The sequence below is a fragment of the uncultured Lactobacillus sp. genome (assembly GCF_947367125.1).
Classification (GTDB): domain Bacteria; phylum Bacillota; class Bacilli; order Lactobacillales; family Lactobacillaceae; genus Lactobacillus.
This window is the reverse complement of record NZ_CANBCQ010000022.1, coordinates 22,037-42,240: the sequence shown is the minus strand read 5'-3', so window position 1 is coordinate 42,240 and position 20,204 is coordinate 22,037. Positions and strand designations below refer to the sequence as shown.

Annotated in this window: 16 protein-coding genes; 13 read left to right on the top strand and 3 right to left on the bottom strand. The window is 38.0% G+C overall.

The annotated features are described in order from the left end of the window. Nucleotides 1–73: 73 nt before the first annotated feature. Together Q0Y84_RS07215 and Q0Y84_RS07210 are read right to left on the bottom strand one after the other, a co-directional pair. Nucleotides 74–1,060 (bottom strand): LacI family DNA-binding transcriptional regulator, encoded by a 987-nt coding sequence (locus Q0Y84_RS07215; protein WP_297952152.1) that lies wholly within the window; start codon nucleotides 1,058–1,060, stop codon nucleotides 74–76. 12 nt (nucleotides 1,061–1,072) lie between these two features. Then, nucleotides 1,073–2,530: a sucrose-6-phosphate hydrolase gene (locus Q0Y84_RS07210; protein ID WP_297952149.1), complete on the bottom strand. Its 1,458-nt coding sequence runs from the start codon at nucleotides 2,528–2,530 to the stop codon at nucleotides 1,073–1,075. A gap of 220 nt (nucleotides 2,531–2,750) precedes the next feature. Between Q0Y84_RS07210 and Q0Y84_RS07205 the strand changes: the two genes are divergently transcribed. Then, nucleotides 2,751–4,700, top strand: a complete 1,950-nt coding sequence (locus Q0Y84_RS07205; protein WP_297952147.1) for a sucrose-specific PTS transporter subunit IIBC — start codon at nucleotides 2,751–2,753, stop codon at nucleotides 4,698–4,700. Between the two features lie 270 nt (nucleotides 4,701–4,970). Here Q0Y84_RS07205 and Q0Y84_RS07200 read toward each other — a convergent pair whose 3' ends face one another. After that, a complete protein-coding gene (locus Q0Y84_RS07200) occupies nucleotides 4,971–5,021 on the bottom strand; it encodes a hypothetical protein (protein ID WP_324170368.1) in 51 nt (16 codons plus the stop codon). Between the two features lie 376 nt (nucleotides 5,022–5,397). On the opposite strand from Q0Y84_RS07200, the gene Q0Y84_RS07195 reads away from it, so the two are divergent. The 12 genes from Q0Y84_RS07195 (at nucleotide 5,398) to Q0Y84_RS07140 (ending at nucleotide 19,951) form a co-directional block, all read left to right on the top strand. Then, entirely contained in the window at nucleotides 5,398–5,931 is a 534-nt protein-coding gene (locus tag Q0Y84_RS07195; RefSeq protein WP_366791613.1) for a hypothetical protein, read from the top strand. Nucleotides 5,932–6,109: 178 nt separating this feature from the next. Then, nucleotides 6,110–6,394 carry a co-chaperone GroES gene (gene groES, locus Q0Y84_RS07190; RefSeq protein ID WP_297952145.1) on the top strand — a complete coding sequence of 95 codons (285 nt, stop codon included), beginning with the start codon at nucleotides 6,110–6,112 and terminating at the stop codon, nucleotides 6,392–6,394. 42 nt (nucleotides 6,395–6,436) lie between these two features. Continuing rightward, complete coding sequence (gene groL / locus Q0Y84_RS07185; RefSeq protein WP_297952143.1) at nucleotides 6,437–8,065, top strand: chaperonin GroEL; 1,629 nt, start codon at nucleotides 6,437–6,439, stop codon at nucleotides 8,063–8,065. 231 nt (nucleotides 8,066–8,296) lie between these two features. After that, nucleotides 8,297–10,894: a DNA mismatch repair protein MutS gene (mutS, locus tag Q0Y84_RS07180; RefSeq protein ID WP_297952141.1), complete on the top strand. Its 2,598-nt coding sequence runs from the start codon at nucleotides 8,297–8,299 to the stop codon at nucleotides 10,892–10,894. Next, on the top strand, nucleotides 10,894–12,819 hold the full coding sequence (mutL, locus tag Q0Y84_RS07175) for a DNA mismatch repair endonuclease MutL (protein ID WP_297952139.1): 1,926 nt from the start codon (nucleotides 10,894–10,896) through the stop codon (nucleotides 12,817–12,819). Before mutS ends, mutL begins: the two co-directional genes overlap by 1 nt. Beyond that, entirely contained in the window at nucleotides 12,819–13,406 is a 588-nt protein-coding gene (gene ruvA / locus Q0Y84_RS07170; RefSeq protein WP_297952137.1) for a Holliday junction branch migration protein RuvA, read from the top strand. Before mutL ends, ruvA begins: the two co-directional genes overlap by 1 nt. 45 nt (nucleotides 13,407–13,451) lie before the next feature. Continuing rightward, nucleotides 13,452–14,468, top strand: coding sequence for a Holliday junction branch migration DNA helicase RuvB (ruvB, locus tag Q0Y84_RS07165; protein ID WP_297952156.1), 1,017 nt, complete (start codon nucleotides 13,452–13,454; stop codon nucleotides 14,466–14,468). Between the two features lie 60 nt (nucleotides 14,469–14,528). Beyond that, nucleotides 14,529–14,906 (top strand): preprotein translocase subunit YajC, encoded by a 378-nt coding sequence (gene yajC / locus Q0Y84_RS07160; RefSeq protein WP_297952135.1) that lies wholly within the window; start codon nucleotides 14,529–14,531, stop codon nucleotides 14,904–14,906. A gap of 105 nt (nucleotides 14,907–15,011) precedes the next feature. Then, the gene (gene zwf / locus Q0Y84_RS07155; RefSeq protein ID WP_297952133.1) at nucleotides 15,012–16,463 is read left to right on the top strand and encodes a glucose-6-phosphate dehydrogenase; all 1,452 of its coding nucleotides are present in this window, start codon (nucleotides 15,012–15,014) and stop codon (nucleotides 16,461–16,463) included. Next, nucleotides 16,456–17,577, top strand: a complete 1,122-nt coding sequence (gene dinB / locus Q0Y84_RS07150; RefSeq protein WP_297952131.1) for a DNA polymerase IV — start codon at nucleotides 16,456–16,458, stop codon at nucleotides 17,575–17,577. The genes zwf and dinB overlap by 8 nt, the downstream gene beginning before the upstream one ends. A 63-nt stretch (nucleotides 17,578–17,640) precedes the next feature. Continuing rightward, on the top strand, nucleotides 17,641–18,597 hold the full coding sequence (locus Q0Y84_RS07145) for a bifunctional oligoribonuclease/PAP phosphatase NrnA (protein ID WP_297952128.1): 957 nt from the start codon (nucleotides 17,641–17,643) through the stop codon (nucleotides 18,595–18,597). Continuing rightward, complete coding sequence (locus Q0Y84_RS07140; RefSeq protein ID WP_297952126.1) at nucleotides 18,590–19,951, top strand: DEAD/DEAH box helicase; 1,362 nt, start codon at nucleotides 18,590–18,592, stop codon at nucleotides 19,949–19,951. The genes Q0Y84_RS07145 and Q0Y84_RS07140 overlap by 8 nt, the downstream gene beginning before the upstream one ends. Nucleotides 19,952–20,204: the final 253 nt, after the last annotated feature.

The following is a 20,204-nucleotide window of genomic DNA, read 5'->3' as shown; positions in this document are numbered from 1 at the left end:
AGAACGATGAAATCCAGATGGAAATCATCGTTCTTTTTTATGGTCCAGGAGTTAGTTTTTTCCCAGACACTTTTTATGCGGTTGTAGTACTTTTAATTAATTTGACTGGCAAAATATAGTGCATCTTAGTCAATTCCTGTTGCGGATGACTAATGCGCTGCAAGAGTAACTTAACCAATAAGATAGCAATATCATTGATTGGTTGAGCAATAGTGGATAATTCAGAATGGTAAGTTTGAATCTCTTTGGTACCGTCAAAACCAATAACTTTTAAATCATCTGGTACTTTTAAGCCTAATTTACGTGCCTCTTGTAAAACCAGGATTGCAGTTAGATCATCGGTGCAAACAACGCCATCGGGATGATCTTTTTGTAGCATTTCATGGATTGTCATATTTTTAAGCAGTATAGAATCAGAAAATGCTACTGAACAAATATGAGGAATAAAATCTAACTCTTTTGCTTCATTCAAATATGCTCTAAGACGTTGATCAGTAGGGTTACCTTTTAATTGTTTATTTCCTAAAAAGAAAATTCTTTGACAGCCACTCTGAATTAAATCATGTACGGCAAATTTAATTCCTTGGTAGTTATCACAACTAACAATTGGAACGTTATCTGATAATTTACGATCAAAAGAAACAATGGGGAGACCTAATTCTTGATATTCCTTTATTCCCAGATTATGTGCACCAGCAATAATCCCATCAACTTGGTTGGCTAGCAGCATCCTGAGATAGGCACGTTCTTTTTCTTTATTTTGTTGTGCGTTGCAAAGAATTACTTTGTAGCCTTTAGCAAAGAGAATGCTTTCGATATCTTGGACTAATTCTGCAAAAAATGGATTAGTAATTCCAGGGAAGATTAATCCAATTAGTTTCATTTTTTTGCCTTGGAGTGATCGCGCAAGAGAATTAGGCTGATAGTTTAATTCTTTCATAGCTGTGAAAACTTTATGTTTAGTTTTATCACTTAAATAGCCGTGATTATTAATCACACGAGAGACAGTTGTTACTGAAACACCAGCTTTTTTTGCAACATCTGTCAATTTTATTGCCATATTATCACCTTATTAAAGGATCGTTTCCATATTATAGAACTTTCCTTGATAATCTATATCTTGATCAAATTCAATTCTTTGGTTAACTGGATCGGTAAAGAATCTGCCAGTTAAAACATGTTCACCGTCGTTAACGAAAATTTCTACTAAAGAATGATCAACAAAAATATTTAATTTTAAGTCTTCATGTGGAGTAAAGCTAGTAGATCTAGTAGTTCCGTAGTCAACTGCTACTTGTTTACCAGCTTGAGCACGATCTAAAGTTAATTTTCCATCTTTTGTATCAAATTTGATTTGTAAACTTTGACTTAAATCATTATTTGCCGCAAGGTGCAAACAGCCATTTTGGTTAGCGCCAATGTTTAATTTTAATTCATATTGACCAGTAGTATTTTCTTTAATTACTTTACTATTGATTTTTTCTGCATTACGGCGTAATGACTTAATTGTTTCAGCTGGCTCTTGAATTAGCTTGCCATCACGAATGCTTAATTTTTTGACCTGACTTAAGCAGTTAGCCCAGTTTTCATTATCAGTAGGATAAGCAGTGTCTGGTAAACCAACCCAGCTGACTTCGTATGCAGCACTATCAGGAGCATTAAAGGCTTGAGTAGCATAGACATCGAAACCTTCGTCAAGGTTGTGTAATTGACCTGGATTAATTAATTTATGATTTTCAAAATCAATGTCATCAGCAATCACATACATATTAGGGTAAATATCGTCATAGTCTGCGATATCTTTATCTAAGCCTTGAGGACAAAAAATAACTACGACTTTATCACCAACGCGAACAATGTTAGGACATTCAATCATGTAGCCTAAATCATGTTCTGATAAGTTTAAAAAACCCAATTCTTCCCAATTCTTAAGATCCTGTGATTTCCAGACATCAATATGACCATGCTTTTCAGCTTTATCTTGAGCACCTAAAATTGCATAATAAGTATCATTTTGCTTCAAGATTTGAGGATCACGGAAGTGTTCGGTGATGTGATCGGGATTCTTAAAAAGAATTGTTTTATCACTAACTTTGCCGTCTTTATCCATCCATGCGCCAATTTGATAAGGGGTACGAATCCAGTTTTCATCACGATGATTACCTGTGTACATTAAGAAAAGTTTGCCATCAATTTCACGAGCAGAACCTGAATAAGCACCATGAGAATCAGCCATTGTATCAGGTTTAACTGCTAAGCCTAGATTAATCCAGTGAACTAAATCTTGTGATTTGAAGTGTACCCAAGACTTTAAACCGTGAACTGCGCCAAATGGATATGATTGATAAAAGAGGTGATATTCACCATTAAAATAAGAAAAGCCATTTGGATCGTTTACTAAGCCAGAAATAGGGTGCAAATGATAGTGCATTTGATAAGCAGAATTTGCAGCTTCTGCTTGCAAGTTAAGCAATGTTTCTGCATCCCATTTATCATAAGGTAAGTAACGTTTTTCTCTTGTCCATTCCATAATTATGCCTCCGTGTAAGCGTTATCTTGTAATTGTATTTTATTAAATAATGTAAGATGTGTCAAACGCTTATCATATTCTAAATAGGCACATATAGCTTATTAATCTATAAGGCTATAAAATAAATAAAGAATTTTATGTCAAACGATTGACATATTTTTTGAATGCGCTATCATAATTAGTGGATTGAAAATAGAGCGTTTACATAGGAGGAATCGATATGGACCACAGAAAAGTGGCTGAACGAGTAATTAAAGACGTCGGCCGTGGCAACATCATTGCCGGTGCTCACTGTGCTACTCGTCTGCGTTTAGTATTAAAAGATGATTCAAAGGTTGACCAAAAAGCATTGGACAATGATCCAGATGTTAAAGGTACTTTTAAGACCAACGGTCAATATCAAGTAATCATTGGGCCGGGGGATGTTAATGACGTTTACGATGAATTCATTAAAATTACTGGTTTAAAAGAATTATCAACTGATGACTTGAAGAAGGTAGCAGCTGAAGGTCAAAAGAAGAATCCGATTATGGACTTCATTAAACTTTTGTCTGACATCTTTGTACCAATCATTCCGGCCTTAGTTGCTGGTGGTTTGTTGATGGCTTTGAACAACTTCTTGACTTCACCAGGTCTGTTTGGACCGAAGTCAGTTGTTCAAATGGTGCCAAACGTTGCCGGAATCTCAAGCATGATACAAGTGATGTCGGCAGCGCCATTTATCTTTATGCCAATTCTGGTCGGAATGTCGGCAGCTAAGCGGTTTGGTGCTAACCAATTCCTAGGTGCGACAATCGGAATGATTATGACGACACCAGGACTTCTTGGCGCAAATCACTTCTGGAACATTTTTGGTTTGCATGTTGCACAAACTAACTACCAATACCAAGTTATTCCAGTTTTAGTGGCTGTTTGGGTATTGTCAATTTTGGAAAAATTCTTCCATAAGCATTTACCATCTGCAGTTGACTTTACCTTTACACCATTACTTTCAATTATGATTACTGGGTTCTTAACCTTTACAATTATTGGACCAGTTTTCAAAGGCGTTTCAGACGCAATTACTAATGCAATTGTTTGGCTTTACGATACTACTGGTGCCTTTGGTATGGGTATCTTCGGTCTTACTTATTCTGCAATTGTTACTACTGGACTTCACCAAAGTTTTCCAGCTGTTGAAACGCAACTTTTGGCAGCTTTTGCTAAGAATCCTGCCAGCTCCGGTGACTTTATCTTTGTTACCGCATGTATGGCTAACGTAGCTCAAGGTGCTGCAACTTTCGCAGTTTACTTCTTGACTAAGAACAAGAAGATGAAGGGCTTGGCTAGTTCATCAGGTGTTTCAGCACTTCTTGGTATTACTGAACCAGCACTTTTCGGTGTTAACTTGAAGTACAAGTTTCCATTCTTCTGTGCCTTGATTGGTTCAGGTGTAGCCGCTGCATTTGCCGGTTTGATGCATGTTACTGCAGCTGCTCTTGGTTCAGCTGGTTTCTTAGGCTTCCTTTCAATTTATCCTAAGACTATCCCAATGTGGGTTGTATCTGTTTTAATCAGTTTCGCAGTTGCCTTCATTCTTACTTACGTTTATGGTAAGGGTCACTTGAAGGAAGAAGTTGCTGAACAAGATGTTCCAGTTAACGATGCAACTGATTATGCTGAAGAAACTCAAAAAGCCGAAAAGATTGGTAAAGAAGAATTAGCATTAAAGGACGAAATTATTGCTTCACCAGTTGATGGTACTCCTGAAAGTTTGACTAAGGTTAATGATCAAGTATTCTCAGCTAAGTTAATGGGTGACGGTGCTGCAGTTGTTCCAAGCGATGGTACAATTTACTCACCAGTTACTGGTACGGTAACTATTGCTTATGAAACTAAGCACGCCTACGGCATTAAGTCAGATAATGGTGCTGAAGTGTTGATTCACATCGGTCTTGATACTGTAAACCTTAAGGGTGAGCACTTTGAAAGTTTTGTAAAGCAAGGCCAAAGAATCAACAAAGGCGATAAGCTTGGCACGGTTGACTTAGATGCTATAAAGAAGGCAGGCTATGATACTACTGTGATGGTAGTAATTACTAACACTGCTAACTACGCAAACGTTCAACGTATTACTGATGCTGGCGACAAACACGGTGATAAGTTGATCGCTGTTACAGCTCATAATTAATCATTAATTTACATAACTTACACTTCTCTAGAAATCTAAAAAATTAAAACGATAGATAAAATTAAAGAAGACACGAAGAAAGATCATTTCTTGGTGCCTTTTTTGTGTAATTAATATGTGAATGGACAAAATATGTTATAATTTAAGTAAAGAAAAAGAAGACACAAAGGTCTCCTATGCAGCCTGCTTTAAGAGCGGTGGTCGATATTATTTAGACGTTAGAAACGTTGCTCAATAACTCTTCCAAAGTTATCAAATTGAGCGGCGTTTTTATTTTTTGTCGTGGTGATCGATGTAGGTCAGCAATGCCAACACAAACATCCTAAACAAAAGCATCAAAGAAATGCAATCGTAAACCGACATGGTTGAACCCTTTCTCTAGTTTATTGACCATAGGCCTCACCTCCGGGAGGTAAAACGACCACCGCTCATAAAACTTTCTGCGGAAATAATTATATTGAAAGTTAGTTCGCAAAGGGAGACGAACAAGTAAAAAAGCTCGCAATTGCGGGCTTTTTTAGTATGCCTATTTAAAACAAGAATCTAATTAACTTCAATCTTTTATGAAAATCACAAAAAGATTCCAACTAAATGGATTTTTATGCTGAAATATAGTAAAGATGTAAGTTAATTAGATTTTGATTATCGGTGGTGTTACATCGTAACAGCATGCTATAATTTTGGTTAATTAAAGGGGATGATGAGAGTGAAAAAGAAGAAAAATGAAACACTTAGAATTACTTGGACCATGACTGCCGTGTATTGGGTAGTTGGTTTATTGTGCATGTTTTGGGGTAAGTTAGATCATATTTTTGCTTATCAATTAAAAGAAATCAACAACGTATATGCTCTAGCTTTGCTAATTATTTTGATTTTGCCATTACTTTTTTCAATCTTATTGTCTCTAAAGGTAAAGCCGCCACGTCTGATTTGTAATCCATTGGTTGCTACAATTTACTTGCTAGTCGTAATTGCGGCAGGGATGGCATATAACTTGCAAGACATTATTGGCTATTTCTTTCCGATCATTCTTTTTGTTTTGATGGCAATTATAGCAGTATTTTATGCATTAATTAAAACTATTAGAAACAAGAAAAATGATAAATATTATTTCATTGATGATAAAGATAAAAAGGAATGTAGTAGTTTTTGGGATGCATGCAAGCAGTATTATGTGATGGGCTTAACCTATGGCATTATTGATGGTTTACTAACTACGGTTTTGAATTAAAAATCAGATAAAAATAAAATTAGCACTCTTTTGCAAAAAGTGCTAATTTTTTCTTGCTTTTTTTTAGTAAACGGGTTATTATCATATTTGTAAGTTAGCACTTGATAAATAAGAGTGCTAACGATTAATAAAGTAATTAAACAATTGATGAAAAAATTAATTATAAGGGGGACTAAACGTGTTACAACCAATCGGTGATCGCGTGATCGTAAAAGTTAAAGATGAAGAAGAAAAGACTGTTGGTGGCATTGTTTTAGCATCAAACGCTAAGCAAAAGCCAACTGAAGGTGAAGTTGTAGCCGTAGGTGAAGGTGCTTATGCTTCAAACGGTGAAAAGATTCCTATGGTTGTTAAGAAAGGCGACGTAGTTCTCTACGATAAGTATTCTGGCACTGACGTTGAATACGAAGGTGAAAAGTACTTAGTCCTTCATGAAAAAGATATTTTAGCAATTGCTAAGTAATTTGAGTTAGCAATCAAATACAAATAAAGGAGCATAAAATCTATGGCAAAAGATATTAAATTCTCAGAAAATGCAAGACGTTCTCTTTTAAAGGGTGTTGATAAGTTAGCTGATACTGTTAAGACTACTATTGGTCCTAAGGGTAGAAACGTTGTTTTGGAACAAAGCTACGGCAACCCAGACATTACTAACGATGGTGTTACTATTGCTAAGTCAATTGAATTAAAAGACCATTACGAAAACATGGGTGCTAAGCTTGTTGCTGAAGCTGCTCAAAAGACTAATGATATTGCTGGTGACGGTACTACTACTGCAACTGTTTTAACTCAAGCAATTGCTCGTGAAGGTATGAAGAATGTTACTGCTGGTGCAAACCCAGTTGGTATTCGTCGCGGTATTGAAAAGGCTACTAAGGCTGCTGTTGATGAACTTCACAAGATCAGCCACCAAGTTGAATCCAAAGACCAAATCGCTAACGTAGCTGCTGTTTCATCAGCTTCAAAAGAAGTCGGTGACTTAATTGCAGATGCAATGGAAAAGGTTGGTCATGATGGTGTTATCACTATTGAAGACTCACGTGGTATTAACACTGAACTTTCAGTAGTTGAAGGTATGCAATTTGACCGTGGTTACTTATCACAATACATGGTAACTGACAACGACAAGATGGAAGCAGACCTTGATAATCCTTACATTTTAATCACTGACAAGAAGATTTCAAACATTCAAGACATTTTGCCACTTCTTCAAGAAATCGTTCAACAAGGCAAGAGCTTATTGATTATCGCTGACGATGTTACTGGTGAAGCTCTTCCAACTCTTGTATTGAACAAGATTCGTGGTACTTTCAACGTTGTAGCTGTTAAGGCACCTGGCTTTGGTGACCGTCGTAAGGCTCAACTTGAAGATATTGCCGCTCTTACTGGTGGTACTGTAATCACTGATGACTTAGGTCTTGAATTGAAGGACACTAAGATTGATCAATTAGGTCAAGCACGTCGTGTTACTGTAACCAAGGACTCAACTACTATTGTTGACGGTGCTGGTTCAAAGGATGCTATTGCAGAACGTGAAGACTCAATCAGAAAGCAAATCGAAGAATCAACTTCAGACTTTGACAAGAAGAAGTTACAAGAACGTTTGGCTAAGTTAACCGGTGGTGTAGCTGTTATCCACGTAGGTGCTGCTACTGAAACTGAACTTAAGGAACGTCGTTACAGAATTGAAGATGCTTTGAACTCAACCCGTGCCGCTGTTGACGAAGGCTACGTAGCTGGTGGTGGTACTGCATTAGTTGACGTTGAAAAGTCTATTAAGGACCTTAAGGGTGAAACTGCTGACGAACAAACTGGTATCAACATTGTTTTAAGAGCACTTTCAGCACCCGTACGTCAAATTGCTGAAAACGCAGGTAAAGACGGAGCTGTTGTTTTGAACAAGCTTGAAAACCAAGAAAACGAAATTGGTTACAACGCTGCTACTGACAAGTGGGAAAACATGGTTGACGCAGGTATTATCGACCCAACCAAGGTAACTAGAACTGCTTTGCAAAACGCTGCTTCAATTGCTGCTCTTCTTCTTACTACTGAAGCTGTTGTTGCAGAAATTCCTGAAGAAAAGCCGGCTGCTCCAGCTACCCCAGGTGCAGGCGCTCCAGGCATGGGAATGTAATTATAACTCTTAATGCTTTAGCATTTAGAGATACAATTACTGATCATCCTATGACCAGGTTCCTTAACAAGGAAAAATTATGCATAAACTCTCACTCTAGTTCAAAAACAAATATAATTAAAAAGGCTTCGAAGTTAAACAAAAAGTTTAGCTTCGAAGTTTTTCTTTTACCTTCCTTTATAGCGTATAATATTTTACGTAACTCTAACTAAGAATAGAAAAGAGACTTAAATGGCTGAGAAAACAACTCCAATGATGGAGCAATATTACGAAATTAAAAAGCAATATCCTGATGCCTTTCTTTTTTATCGCGTCGGAGATTTCTATGAGCTTTTTGAAGATGATGCAGTTAAAGGAGCGCAAATCCTTGAATTAACGCTGACTCATCGCTCAAATAAAACTAAGAATCCTATTCCAATGGCTGGTGTGCCACATATGGCTGTGGATACTTATGTGAATACTTTGGTTGAAAAAGGATATAAGGTAGCTCTTTGTGAACAACTTGAAGATCCGAAAAAAGCTAAGGGAATGGTTAAGCGCGGAATCATTCAGTTGGTAACTCCCGGAACCATGATGAATGAAGGCCCAAATGATGCCAAAGACGCCAACTATTTAACCTCAGTAGTCACAACTAAGAGTGGTTTTGGTTTAGCATATAGTGACTTATCAACAGGTAAAATTTACGCTACCCATTTGAAGAGCTTTGACGCCGTTTCAAATGAACTTTTGTCACTGAGAACGCGGGAAGTTGTGTATAATGGTCCCTTGACTGAGCAAAATAAAGACTTTATGCACAAGGCAAATATTATAGTTTCGACACCTACACCAATTGAAGGGGAACATGCTGAAATATCATATGTTGAACAGAATTTGACTAATAGTGCTGAAAAGGAAGCTACTAGACAGTTAGTTGGCTATTTGCTTTCAACGCAAAAGCGCAGCTTAGCTCACTTGCAGATCGCTAAAAGCTATGAAGTGAATCAATACTTGCAAATGTCGCATACTGTCCAAAACAATTTAGAATTAGTTGCTTCTGCTAAGACTGGCAAAAAGATGGGCTCGTTGTTCTGGGTTTTAGATAAAACGCACACTGCGATGGGTGGACGTTTGCTTAAGCAGTGGCTAGCACGACCTTTGTTAGATATGAAGCAAATCAATCACCGTGAAGAAATGGTGCAAGCCTTGCTTGATGGTTACTTTACTCGTGAGAATGTGGTTGATGCTTTAAAGGGCGTTTATGACTTAGAGCGTTTAACCGGACGGATTGCTTTTGGCAATGTCAATGCCCGTGAATTATTGCAATTATCACGGTCGCTACAGGCTGTACCAGTTATTTTGGATGCTTTAGCGCAATCAGATGCTGATATTTTGGTTGATTTTGCCAAGCAGATTGATCCATTAAAAGGCGTTGCTGAAACAATTACTTCGACTTTGGTTAAAGATCCGCCTATTTTAACAACCGAAGGTGGCTTGATTCGTGACGGCGTGGACCAACAGCTTGATCGCTATCGGGATGCTATGAATAATGGTAAAAAATGGTTAGCTGAGATGGAAGCTGATGAACGGCAAAAGACGGGTATTGAAAATCTAAAAGTGGGTTACAATAAGGTCTTTGGCTATTATATTCAGGTTTCAAACGGTAATAAACCGAAAGTGCCGCTTGACCGTTATACGCGTAAGCAAACTTTGACTAACGCGGAACGTTACATTACTCCTGAGCTTAAAGAGCATGAAAACCTTATTTTGGAAGCTCAGACCCGGTCCACTGATTTGGAATATGATCTGTTCGTTAAATTACGTGAAGAAGTAAAGAAATATATTCCTGCTTTACAAAAATTAGGTGGACAACTAGCTGCATTGGATGTTTATTGCGGCTTTGCTACGGTGGCAGAACAAAATAATTATTGTCGTCCAGCTTTTCATGTGGATAATCAGGATATTAATGTGGTTAATGGACGCCACCCAGTTGTGGAAAAAGTTATGACAGCAGGGTCATATATTCCTAATGATGTCAAAATGGATGAAGGAACTAATATTTTTCTGATTACTGGTCCTAACATGTCTGGTAAAAGTACTTATATGCGGCAAATGGCCTTGATTGCGATCATGGCACAAGTAGGTTCTTTTGTCCCAGCTGATAGTGCTGATTTGCCAATTTTTGATCAAATTTTTACCAGAATTGGGGCAGCTGATGACTTAATTTCTGGGCAAAGTACTTTTATGGTGGAAATGAGTGAAGCAAATGAAGCTTTGCAGTATGCTACTAAACGTAGTCTAGTCCTGTTTGATGAAATTGGCCGTGGAACTGCTACTTATGATGGGATGGCTTTAGCTGGAGCAATTGTTAAATATTTACATGATAAAGTTGGTGCCAAAGCGTTATTTGCGACCCACTATCATGAATTAACAGTAATGGATGAGACACTGGATCATTTAAAGAACATTCACGTTGGCGCTACAGAGGAAAATGGCAAGTTGATCTTTTTGCACAAGATTTTGCCAGGTCCAGCTGATCAAAGTTATGGGATTCACGTAGCTCAATTAGCTGGCTTACCACGGAATGTATTGCGCGAAGCAACTAAGTTGTTGAAACGCCTTGAAGCTCAAGGCAGTGAACTTGCTCCGGTCAGTCAGCAATTAGACTTATTTGCTGCACCTGTGGAAAACGACGATGAAGAAGTCGAAACACAAAATGACAGTTCAGGCTTAACTGATGCCGAGCAAGATGTGTTAGACGATATTTCTAATCTTTACTTGGCTGATAAAACACCACTGCAAATTATGCAAATGGTGGCCGATTGGCAAAAAGATTTAAAGGATGACCATTAATGAATAAAATTCATGAGTTATCAGAGACTTTAACTAATCAAATTGCTGCTGGGGAAGTGATTGAGCGTCCAGCTAGCGTAGTTAAGGAATTGGTGGAAAACTCATTAGATGCTGGTGCAACAAGGATTCGGGTTGATTTTGTTGATGCAGGTTTAAAACAAATTGTAGTCCAAGATAACGGTACGGGAATTGCGCGAGATCAAGTAGATTTAGCCTTTACCCGTCATGCGACAAGCAAAATTGCTAATGAACATGACCTGTTTAAAGTGGCTACTTTAGGCTTCCGTGGGGAAGCTTTGGCTTCAATTTCTGCTGTTAGTCACGTGGAAATTTTGACAGCAACCGAAGGTGCAATTGGTATTCGCGCCAACTTTAGTGGTGGCAATAAAAAAGGGCAAGAAGATGCGGCGGCACGACAAGGAACTAAAATTACCGTCAAAGATTTGTTCTTTAATACACCAGCCCGGCTCAAATATTTGCGTAGTCCGAGAACTGAGATAATGAAAATTGTGGATATCATTAATCGCCTAGCTTTGGGTTATCCATATGTGTCTTTTACCTTGTCGAATACTGGCAAAGTTTTGCTTAGAACAACTGGCAATGGCAATTTGAAACAAACCGTAGCTAATGTTTACGGTCGGCATATTGCGGAAAAAATGCAGGAATTTTCGGCTAAAGATAGTGATTTCAAAATTGAGGGATTAATGTCAAAGCCGGAATTAACTAGGTCGACGCGTAACTTTATTTCGATTTTGCTAAATGGTCGCTATATTAAAAACTTTCAGTTGAATACGGCAATTATGGATGGCTATGGCTCAAAATTAGCAGCTCGGCACTATCCAATTATTGTGCTAGCAATTAAAGTTGATCCTTTGCTAGTTGATGTTAACGTCCATCCCACTAAGCAAGAGGTGCGGCTTTCAAAAGAAAAAGAATTAGGTCGACTAATCACCAGTGCAATTAGTAATGCACTGGTGGAAAAAGTCGAACAAACCAGTGCTTTTGCCAATTTAGAAAATAAACGTGAAACTTTAGTTGATCAACTTAGCTTTAATTTGAATCAAGATGTAGTAAATACAGCTCGTAAAAAAGATCCTGAGATTCGAGAACAAGAAAGACCGGATTTTTTGACCACTAAGTCTGATTCTTCAGTGAACGTTGCTTCCGTTGAGCCAGATAAAGATAGTAATGAACTAAAATATGTTGACCTTAATTTACCGCGTGAAGATAAGCAATATGTCATTACTAAAACTTGGAATCAAAATGTTGCCTTGCAGCAGAATTTAACCCCTTTTCCTACTACTAAATCTGATCAAGAAGTTATTTCAAGTGGGGATGAAACGCTGGCCAATAATATGCCGGCATTAAGTTATGTTGGGCAAACAGATACTTACTTAATTGCTCAGCATAATGGTGATCTGTTTTTAATTGATCAAGTTGCGGCAAGACGTCGTTTACAATTTGAGCAAATTTTGCAAATGATCACAGCTAAAAAAGTGATCCAGCAGGGACTGTTAACACCGATCATTTTAGAATTTGGCAATCTTGATTTTATGCAAATTAAGACGCAAATTGACCAGATTAAGCGAGTGGGAATTTATTTAGAAGATTTTGGACAAAATAGTTTTATTGTCCGTTCATACCCTACTTGGATTCATGATAATGTTGAAGATTCAATACGCAAAATTTTGGATAGCTACTTGAATATTGACCAAGGTCAAGCTGATAAACTATTTGCCCGAATAGCAGCTGAACAAGCTAGGCGAGAAGTAACTGGTAAAATTAAAGTATCAGCAGCAGAAGCAGAGCAAATTTTGCTTGATTTGCGCAAATGTACTGATCCCTATCATGATGCTGATGGCCGGATAGTTTTAGTTAGAATGAGTCAAAACGAACTGAGAAAAATGTTTAAGAAGGATGAATAATGTACGAATATTTTGAAGGCGTGATTACTGTAATTACACCGAGTTATGTCGTAGTTGATGTTGGCGGCATGGGTTACAAGGTTTATAGTCCGACACCTTTTGCCTACACTCAAGGGCAAAAAGCTAAAGTTTTTGTTGAGCAAGTAGTGCGTGATACTGGCATTACTTTATACGGCTTTAAGAGCCAAGATGATAAAGGCCTATTCCTAAAATTGCTCAGCGTTAGCGGCATCGGTCCTAAAAGTGCCTTAGCAATTATGGCAGCTGAAGACAGCAATTCTTTAGCCGAAGCAATTGAGCAAGGCGAAGTAAAATATTTAACCCGTTTTCCGGGAGTGGGCAAAAAGACCGCTTCACAAATTGTACTTGATCTTAAAGGCAAGTTAGGTGATTATGTTGCCCGGCTTGATCGTCCAGATAACGGCAAGGAAATTCCACCAGCATTGAATGATGCCTTGTTAGCACTAATTGCATTAGGTTATACGCAAAAAGAAGTTGATCGAATTACACCAAAACTCGAAAAAATTGATGCTGACACTGCAGATCAATATATTAAAAAAGGCTTAGCATTACTGCTTAAAAAATAGATCTTGGTATAATAGAACAGATGATTATTTTTTAAGGAAGTGAAGCTGGTGGCAGAAGAAGATCAAGTAACTTCAGGCAACATTGAAAATCCTGAAGAACAACAAATGGAACTCTCGTTACGCCCACAAACGCTCGACCAGTATTTAGGTCAAAAACGGGTCAAAAAAGAAATGAATATTTATATCAAGGCGGCTAGACAGCGCGATGAAGCGCTCGATCACGTCTTACTTTATGGCCCACCAGGCTTGGGGAAGACAACATTAGCTTTTGTAATAGCTAATGAGTTGGGAGTACATTTAAAGAGTACCAGTGGCCCTGCTATTGAAAAAGCAGGCGATTTGGTGGCACTGTTGTCTGACTTAGATCCAGGGGATGTTTTATTTATCGATGAAATTCACCGTTTGGCTAAGCCAGTAGAAGAAGTGCTCTATTCGGCAATGGAAGATTATTATATTGATATTGTAATTGGTGAAGGGCAAACTACGCATGCAGTCCATGTGCCGTTGCCGCCATTTACATTAATCGGAGCTACGACTTTGGCAGGACAATTGTCGGCGCCACTACGTGATCGCTTTGGCATTGTTGAACATATGCAGTACTATACCATTGAGGAATTGGAGCAAATTGTCCTGCGTTCCAGTGATGTTTTCCATACTTCAATTGCGCCAGAAGCAGCTCATGAATTGGCTCGTCGTTCGCGCGGAACGCCGCGGGTAGCTAATCGTTTACTTAAGAGAGTGCGTGACTTTGCGGAAGTAAAGGGTGAAAAGACAATTTCACTTGAGACTACGGAAAATGCACTAAAGCAGCTGCAAGTTGATGATGAAGGGCTTGATCAGACTGATCGTCGACTTTTGAGAACGATGATTGAAGGCTATAATGGCGGACCGGTTGGAATTCGCACTTTAGCGGCCAATGTTGGGGAAGATATGGAGACAATCGAATCATTGTATGAACCATATTTATTGCAGCACGGTTTTATTTTGTTAACTCCGCGTGGGCGAATGGTAACTGATAAAGCATATTTACAATTAGGATTGCCAATTCCAGGTGATAAATAGTTTGGTTTTCTGTATAATGGTTATAATATCTAGCAAATTAAGTTTAATGAGGTGGAAAATTTGAATATTTTATTTTTAGCAAATGCCGGTGCTGCAGCTAACAGCAACTGGATGATGATTCTTTTATTTATTATTTTGATTGCTTTTACTTACTTTGGCATGATTCGTCCCCAAAAGAAGCAACAACAACAAAGAATGCAAATGATGGACCAATTAAAGAAGGGTGACGAAGTTATCTTAGTTGACGGTTTACATGGTAAAGTAGATAAGATCAACAGTGATAAGACGATCGTTGTTGATGCAGATGGCATTTACTTAACTTTTGAAAGAATGGCTGTTCGTCGTGTGATTCCAGCAGCTCCAGCCGAAAGCAAGGAAGAAACTCCAGCAGAAAAGCCTGAAGAAAAGACAGACGAAACTAAAAACGAAGATAAGTAATTTGTTAACTTAAAGAAGCGTCATTTTTGACGCTTTTTGTTTTGCTAAAAAATAGCTTGTTGTAAAATAAAGGTGATGATTTTAAATTAGAGAAAGGGATCAAAAATGAAAAATATTCCCGTTGTAATGATTATTTTTGGTGGTAGCGGCGATTTGGCCCATCGTAAGCTTTATCCAGCTTTATTTAATCTGTATGAACAAGGATTAATTCGTGATAATTTTGCTGTGATTGGTACAGCTCGTCGGCCTTGGTCACATGAATATTTGCGTGAACAGGTTAGTGATGCTGTTCATGAAACCCACGATACAGTCGATGAAAATGATTTAAAGGCTTTTGCAAGTCACTTTTATTACCAATCTCATGATGTAACTAACGTTGAACACTATGAGATTTTAAAGAATTTGGCTCAAGAACTTGATGATCGCTATAGTGCCCAAGGTAATCGGCTTTTCTACATGGCCATGGCACCAAGATTCTTCGGCACAATTGCTACGCACATTAATGACCAACATTTGACTGGAAGCGGCTTTAACCGAATTGTTGTTGAAAAGCCATTTGGCCGTGACTTAGCTTCGGCTGAGGAATTAAATAAGCAAATTACCGCCTCATTTGCTGAAGATGATATTTTTAGAATTGATCACTATTTAGGTAAAGAAATGATTCAAAATATCATGCCAATGCGTTTTACTAACTCAATGGTCAAAAATATTTGGTGCAGTGATTATATTAAAAATATTCAAGTTACTTTGGCAGAACGACTTGGGGTTGAAGCACGTGGGGGCTACTATGATACTTCAGGTGCTTTGCGTGATATGGTTCAAAATCATATTTTCCAAATTATTACCTTGTTAGCTATGCCGGAACCAAAGGATCTTTCTTCTGCAAGTATTCACCAAGCTAAACAAGATTTGCTGAAGAGTTTGATTATTCCTAGTCCAGATGAAGTAAAGCAAGACTTTGTGCGTGGCCAATATTTAGGCAGTGATACTACTTTTGCTTATAAACAAGAACCTAATGTTGATCCTGAATCAACTACTGAAACTTTTGTTGCTGGTAAGGTTAAGTTTAATGCAGGTCCAATTGCTGGCGTGCCAATTTACTTTAGAACTGGTAAAGAATTTAAGGAAAAGAAGAACCGAATCGATATTGTGTTGAAGCACATTAATAACCCATATGGTCAAGCACATTCCAACAATATTACGATTGTAATTGACCCAACTAGTGAGATTTACTTCACAATTAACGGGAAGAGAATCGATCAGCCTGGAATTCGTCGGGAAAACTTGGCTTATGCTTTTTCTAAAGCTGAAATGGCTAAAGTACCAGATGGCTATGAAAGATTGCTTCATGATGTGTTCGTTAACGATTCAACCAACTTTACTCATTGGAGTGAATTGAAACGTTATTGGGAATTCATCGATGCTGTTGAAGATGCTTGGCAAAAAGAAAATGAAGCTGGCAATCCAGATATTGCACAATATTTGCCATATCGCATGGGACCAAAAGAGGCTGATAACATTTTTGAGTCTCCAACTGAGCATTGGATTTATGAATAAAGACAATTTATTGCCGCAAAATGACATCCATCGCCGGATTATTCATCTGGATATGGATGCTTTTTACGCTTCAGTTGAAATGCAGGAACACCCTGAATGGAAAAATAAGGCCTTAATTGTGGGTCAAGATCCAAGAAGAAATGGCGGTCATGGCGTTGTTGCTACTTGTAATTATGTGGCACGGCAATATGGCGTTCATTCAGCGATGGCCGCCATTCAAGCGGTACACTTAGTGCCTAAAGAATTGTTAGTTTTTACTAAACCACGATTTGAAAAATATCGCGCTGTTTCCGCGAAAATTCATGCCTTTATGCATGAAATAACTGATCAAGTTGAATCGGTTGCTTTAGATGAAGCTTATTTAGATGTGACGCATCCTAAAGTAAATCAGGAGTCTGCTGTACAGATCGCATTAGATTTGCAAAAAAGAATTAAACAAGAGGTAGGATTAAATTCTTCATTTGGTGTTTCTTATAATAAGTTTTTGGCTAAAATGGGCTCAGAATATGCGAAGCCTTTTGGTCGAACTGTGATTTTGCCTAGTGAGGCACAGAGTTTTTTAGCTAGACAAAAGATTGAAAAATTCCCTGGTATTGGTCCTAAGACGCAAGAAGAATTACACAAAATGGGTGTTTATACGGGCGCTGATTTGCAAAAGGCTGAAGTAATTACTTTACTGCAAAAATTCAAAAAGCAGGGGTATGTCTTGGCGCAACATGCACGTGGGATTGATTTAAATCCGGTTGTGACTGATTCAGAAACTAACCGTAAGTCAATTGGCATGGAGCGGACCTATGAACCGGCAATTTATACTGAAGATGAGGCCTTAACTAATCTGCGTAACTATTGTAATCATTTGGAAGAAGAAGTGAAGCGGCGCAATTTTAAAGCAGGAACGATTGTAATTAAAGTGCGAAATAATAATTTTGATACTGTGACTAAACGCAAAAAATTAAAATATCCATCAGATAGTCGATTTGATTTTTATGACGTTGCCCGCGACTTATTTGAAAGAACAACTTCTTTTTTAGATGATGGTATTCGTTTATTAGGAGTTACCGTGACTGATTTTGAACAGAAAAAATATCAGTCAATCAGCCTGTTCGATTATTAATCAAGCCTATTTTTCTGTTAAACTAGATACAGATATTTTTTACAATACGAGGAGAATTAAAAAATGAGTAGTTTTGACGACATTTATGAAAAAATCTTACAATATCCAACTATTATCTTGCACCGTCACACTAGTCCAGATCCAGACGCTATCGGCTCACAAGCTGGACTTGCTCGTGCGATTATGGAAAAGTTTCCAGACAAGCGCGTTCTTTGTGCTGGTGAAAATGACGAAGGTGATTTAGCTTGGATTAACCATATGGATCAAGTTAAGGCAACTGATTACGAAGGTGCATTAGTAATTACTACTGATACTGCTAATACTCCAAGAATTTCAAACAAGCTTTATGAAAAAGGTGACTTTTTAATCAAGATCGATCACCACCCCGACGTTGATCCCTACGCTGATATGAGCTATGTTGATCCCGATGCTCCAGCAGCTTGTCAAATTATCGTTGATTTCTTAAATAAGGAAGACTTCAAGATTACTAAGGAAATTGCTTATCCACTTTATGCTGGAATTGTCGGTGATACTGGTCGTTTCATGTATCCAGAAACTTCAGAACATACCTTTAAGGTAGCGGCACAACTTGCTGCAACTGGTATTAATATTACTGAAATTGCACGTAATATTGCCGATGTAACTTTTAATGAAGCTAAATTACAGGCACTAGCTATGGACAAGATGGAGATTGATCCAGTTGGCGCAGCTTACACTATCTTGATGCAAGATGATTTGAAAAAGCTTGGCTTAACTGATGATCAAGCTAACGTTGCCGTTTCAACTCCAGGGCGTATCAAGGATGTTTTAGCTTGGAACGTCTTTGTTGAAAAACCAGATGGTACTTTCCGCGTTCACTACCGTTCAAAGGGGCCGGTAATCAATGAATTAGCTGCTAAGCACGATGGTGGTGGTCACGCTTTAGCTAGTGGGGCTAATGCTAAAGACATGGACGAAGTAGAGCAAGTGTTTGCGGAAGTCGTTGAAGTAACTAAGAAATTTAAAGAAGATCATGAATAATATTTTTGGAGATTCAAGAATTAAGCCGGCGATTCAAGCTGGTTTAAAAAAGATTCATTTTGAAAAGCCGACTAAAGTGCAGGAAAAGGTTATTCCAGCAATGTTGTCTGACTTGAGTGTCGTAGTTCAAGCTGCAACCGGTTCAGGTAAAACTCATGCTTATTTAGTACCAATTCTTAATGAAATTGAAGAAGAAAAACATACTGTTCAGGCGATTGTTACTTTGCCTAGTCATGAGTTAGCTGACCAGCTTTATCAAGTAGCCCGGCAACTTCGTGATGCGGCAGGGATGCATTTTTCAATTGCGCACTTGGCCGGCGGAACTGACCGTGAGCGACAACTAGAGAAGTACCAAAATAATACGCCGCAATTAGTAATTGCCACACCAGGTCGTTTGTTAGATTTCGTGCAAAAGAAAATTTTTGCTGTTGATCAAGTGAAAACTTTTGTCATTGACGAAGCTGATATGACGCTAGACATGGGCTTTTTGAATAATATTGATCAAGTTGCAGCTAAATTGCCTAAGGATGTCCAATTTTCGGCCTTTTCGGCCACTATTCCAGTTAAATTGTCTAACTTTTTGCGTAAGTACATGGCTCATCCAGATGAAATTGTAATTGATAATCCAAGCGTTATTGCGCCAACGATCAAGAATGATTTATTGGATATTGGTTCTAAGGACCGGAAGAATGTTTTGTACAAGTTGCTAACAATGGGGCAGCCATATTTGGCCTTAGTTTTTGCTAATACAAAGCAAAAGGTTGATGAATTGACCAAGTATTTGCAAGATCAGGGCTTAAAGGTAGCTAAGATTCACGGCGGGGTAACTGAACGTGAACGTAAGCGGACTTTGCGTCGAGTGGAGCAAGGACAATATCAATATGTTGTTGCTTCTGACTTAGCTGCACGTGGCTTGGATATTGATGGCGTTAGCCTGGTGATTAATTATGAAATTCCACGTGATATTGAGTTTGTAATTCACCGGATTGGTAGAACTGGCCGTAATGGTTTGTCAGGTCACGCCATTACTTTGATTCGTGAAGAAGAAATGAACCGGGTTGAAGACCTAGAAAAAATGGGTGTTCATTTTGACTTTGTTGAGATTAAGAATGGTGAATTAGTGCCACGTAAGCACTATCGCAGCCGGGAAAATCGTCAAGGCAAGAGTCGTAAGCTTGATACTAAGATGGTGGGGTACGTTAAGAAAGAAAAGAGAAAACGTAAGCCGGGCTACAAGAAGAAGATCAAGCGCGCGATTCAAGAAGACAACCGCCAAAAGCGTAAGATTGAACAACGTCATGAAATTAGAAAAGCTAAGCGCTTGAGAAAACGCAAGCGTGAACAAGGACGTTAAAGCAATATTTTAATGATAGCGGGGAGTTTTTCTCTGCTATTTTTGTTTATTATATTTTTATTAAAAAGGCTTTGACCATAAATCATTATATTCTGGTAATCATAGTAGAATAACTTTTGAATTTATTAAAAAGCATTGACAAATATTATAATTTCAATTAAACAATATTAAAATTATTAACAAAAGAGGAATAGCATATGCGCTTTAGACATAAGATCAAAGGAATTTCAGGAGTTTTTAGTAGCTGTATTTG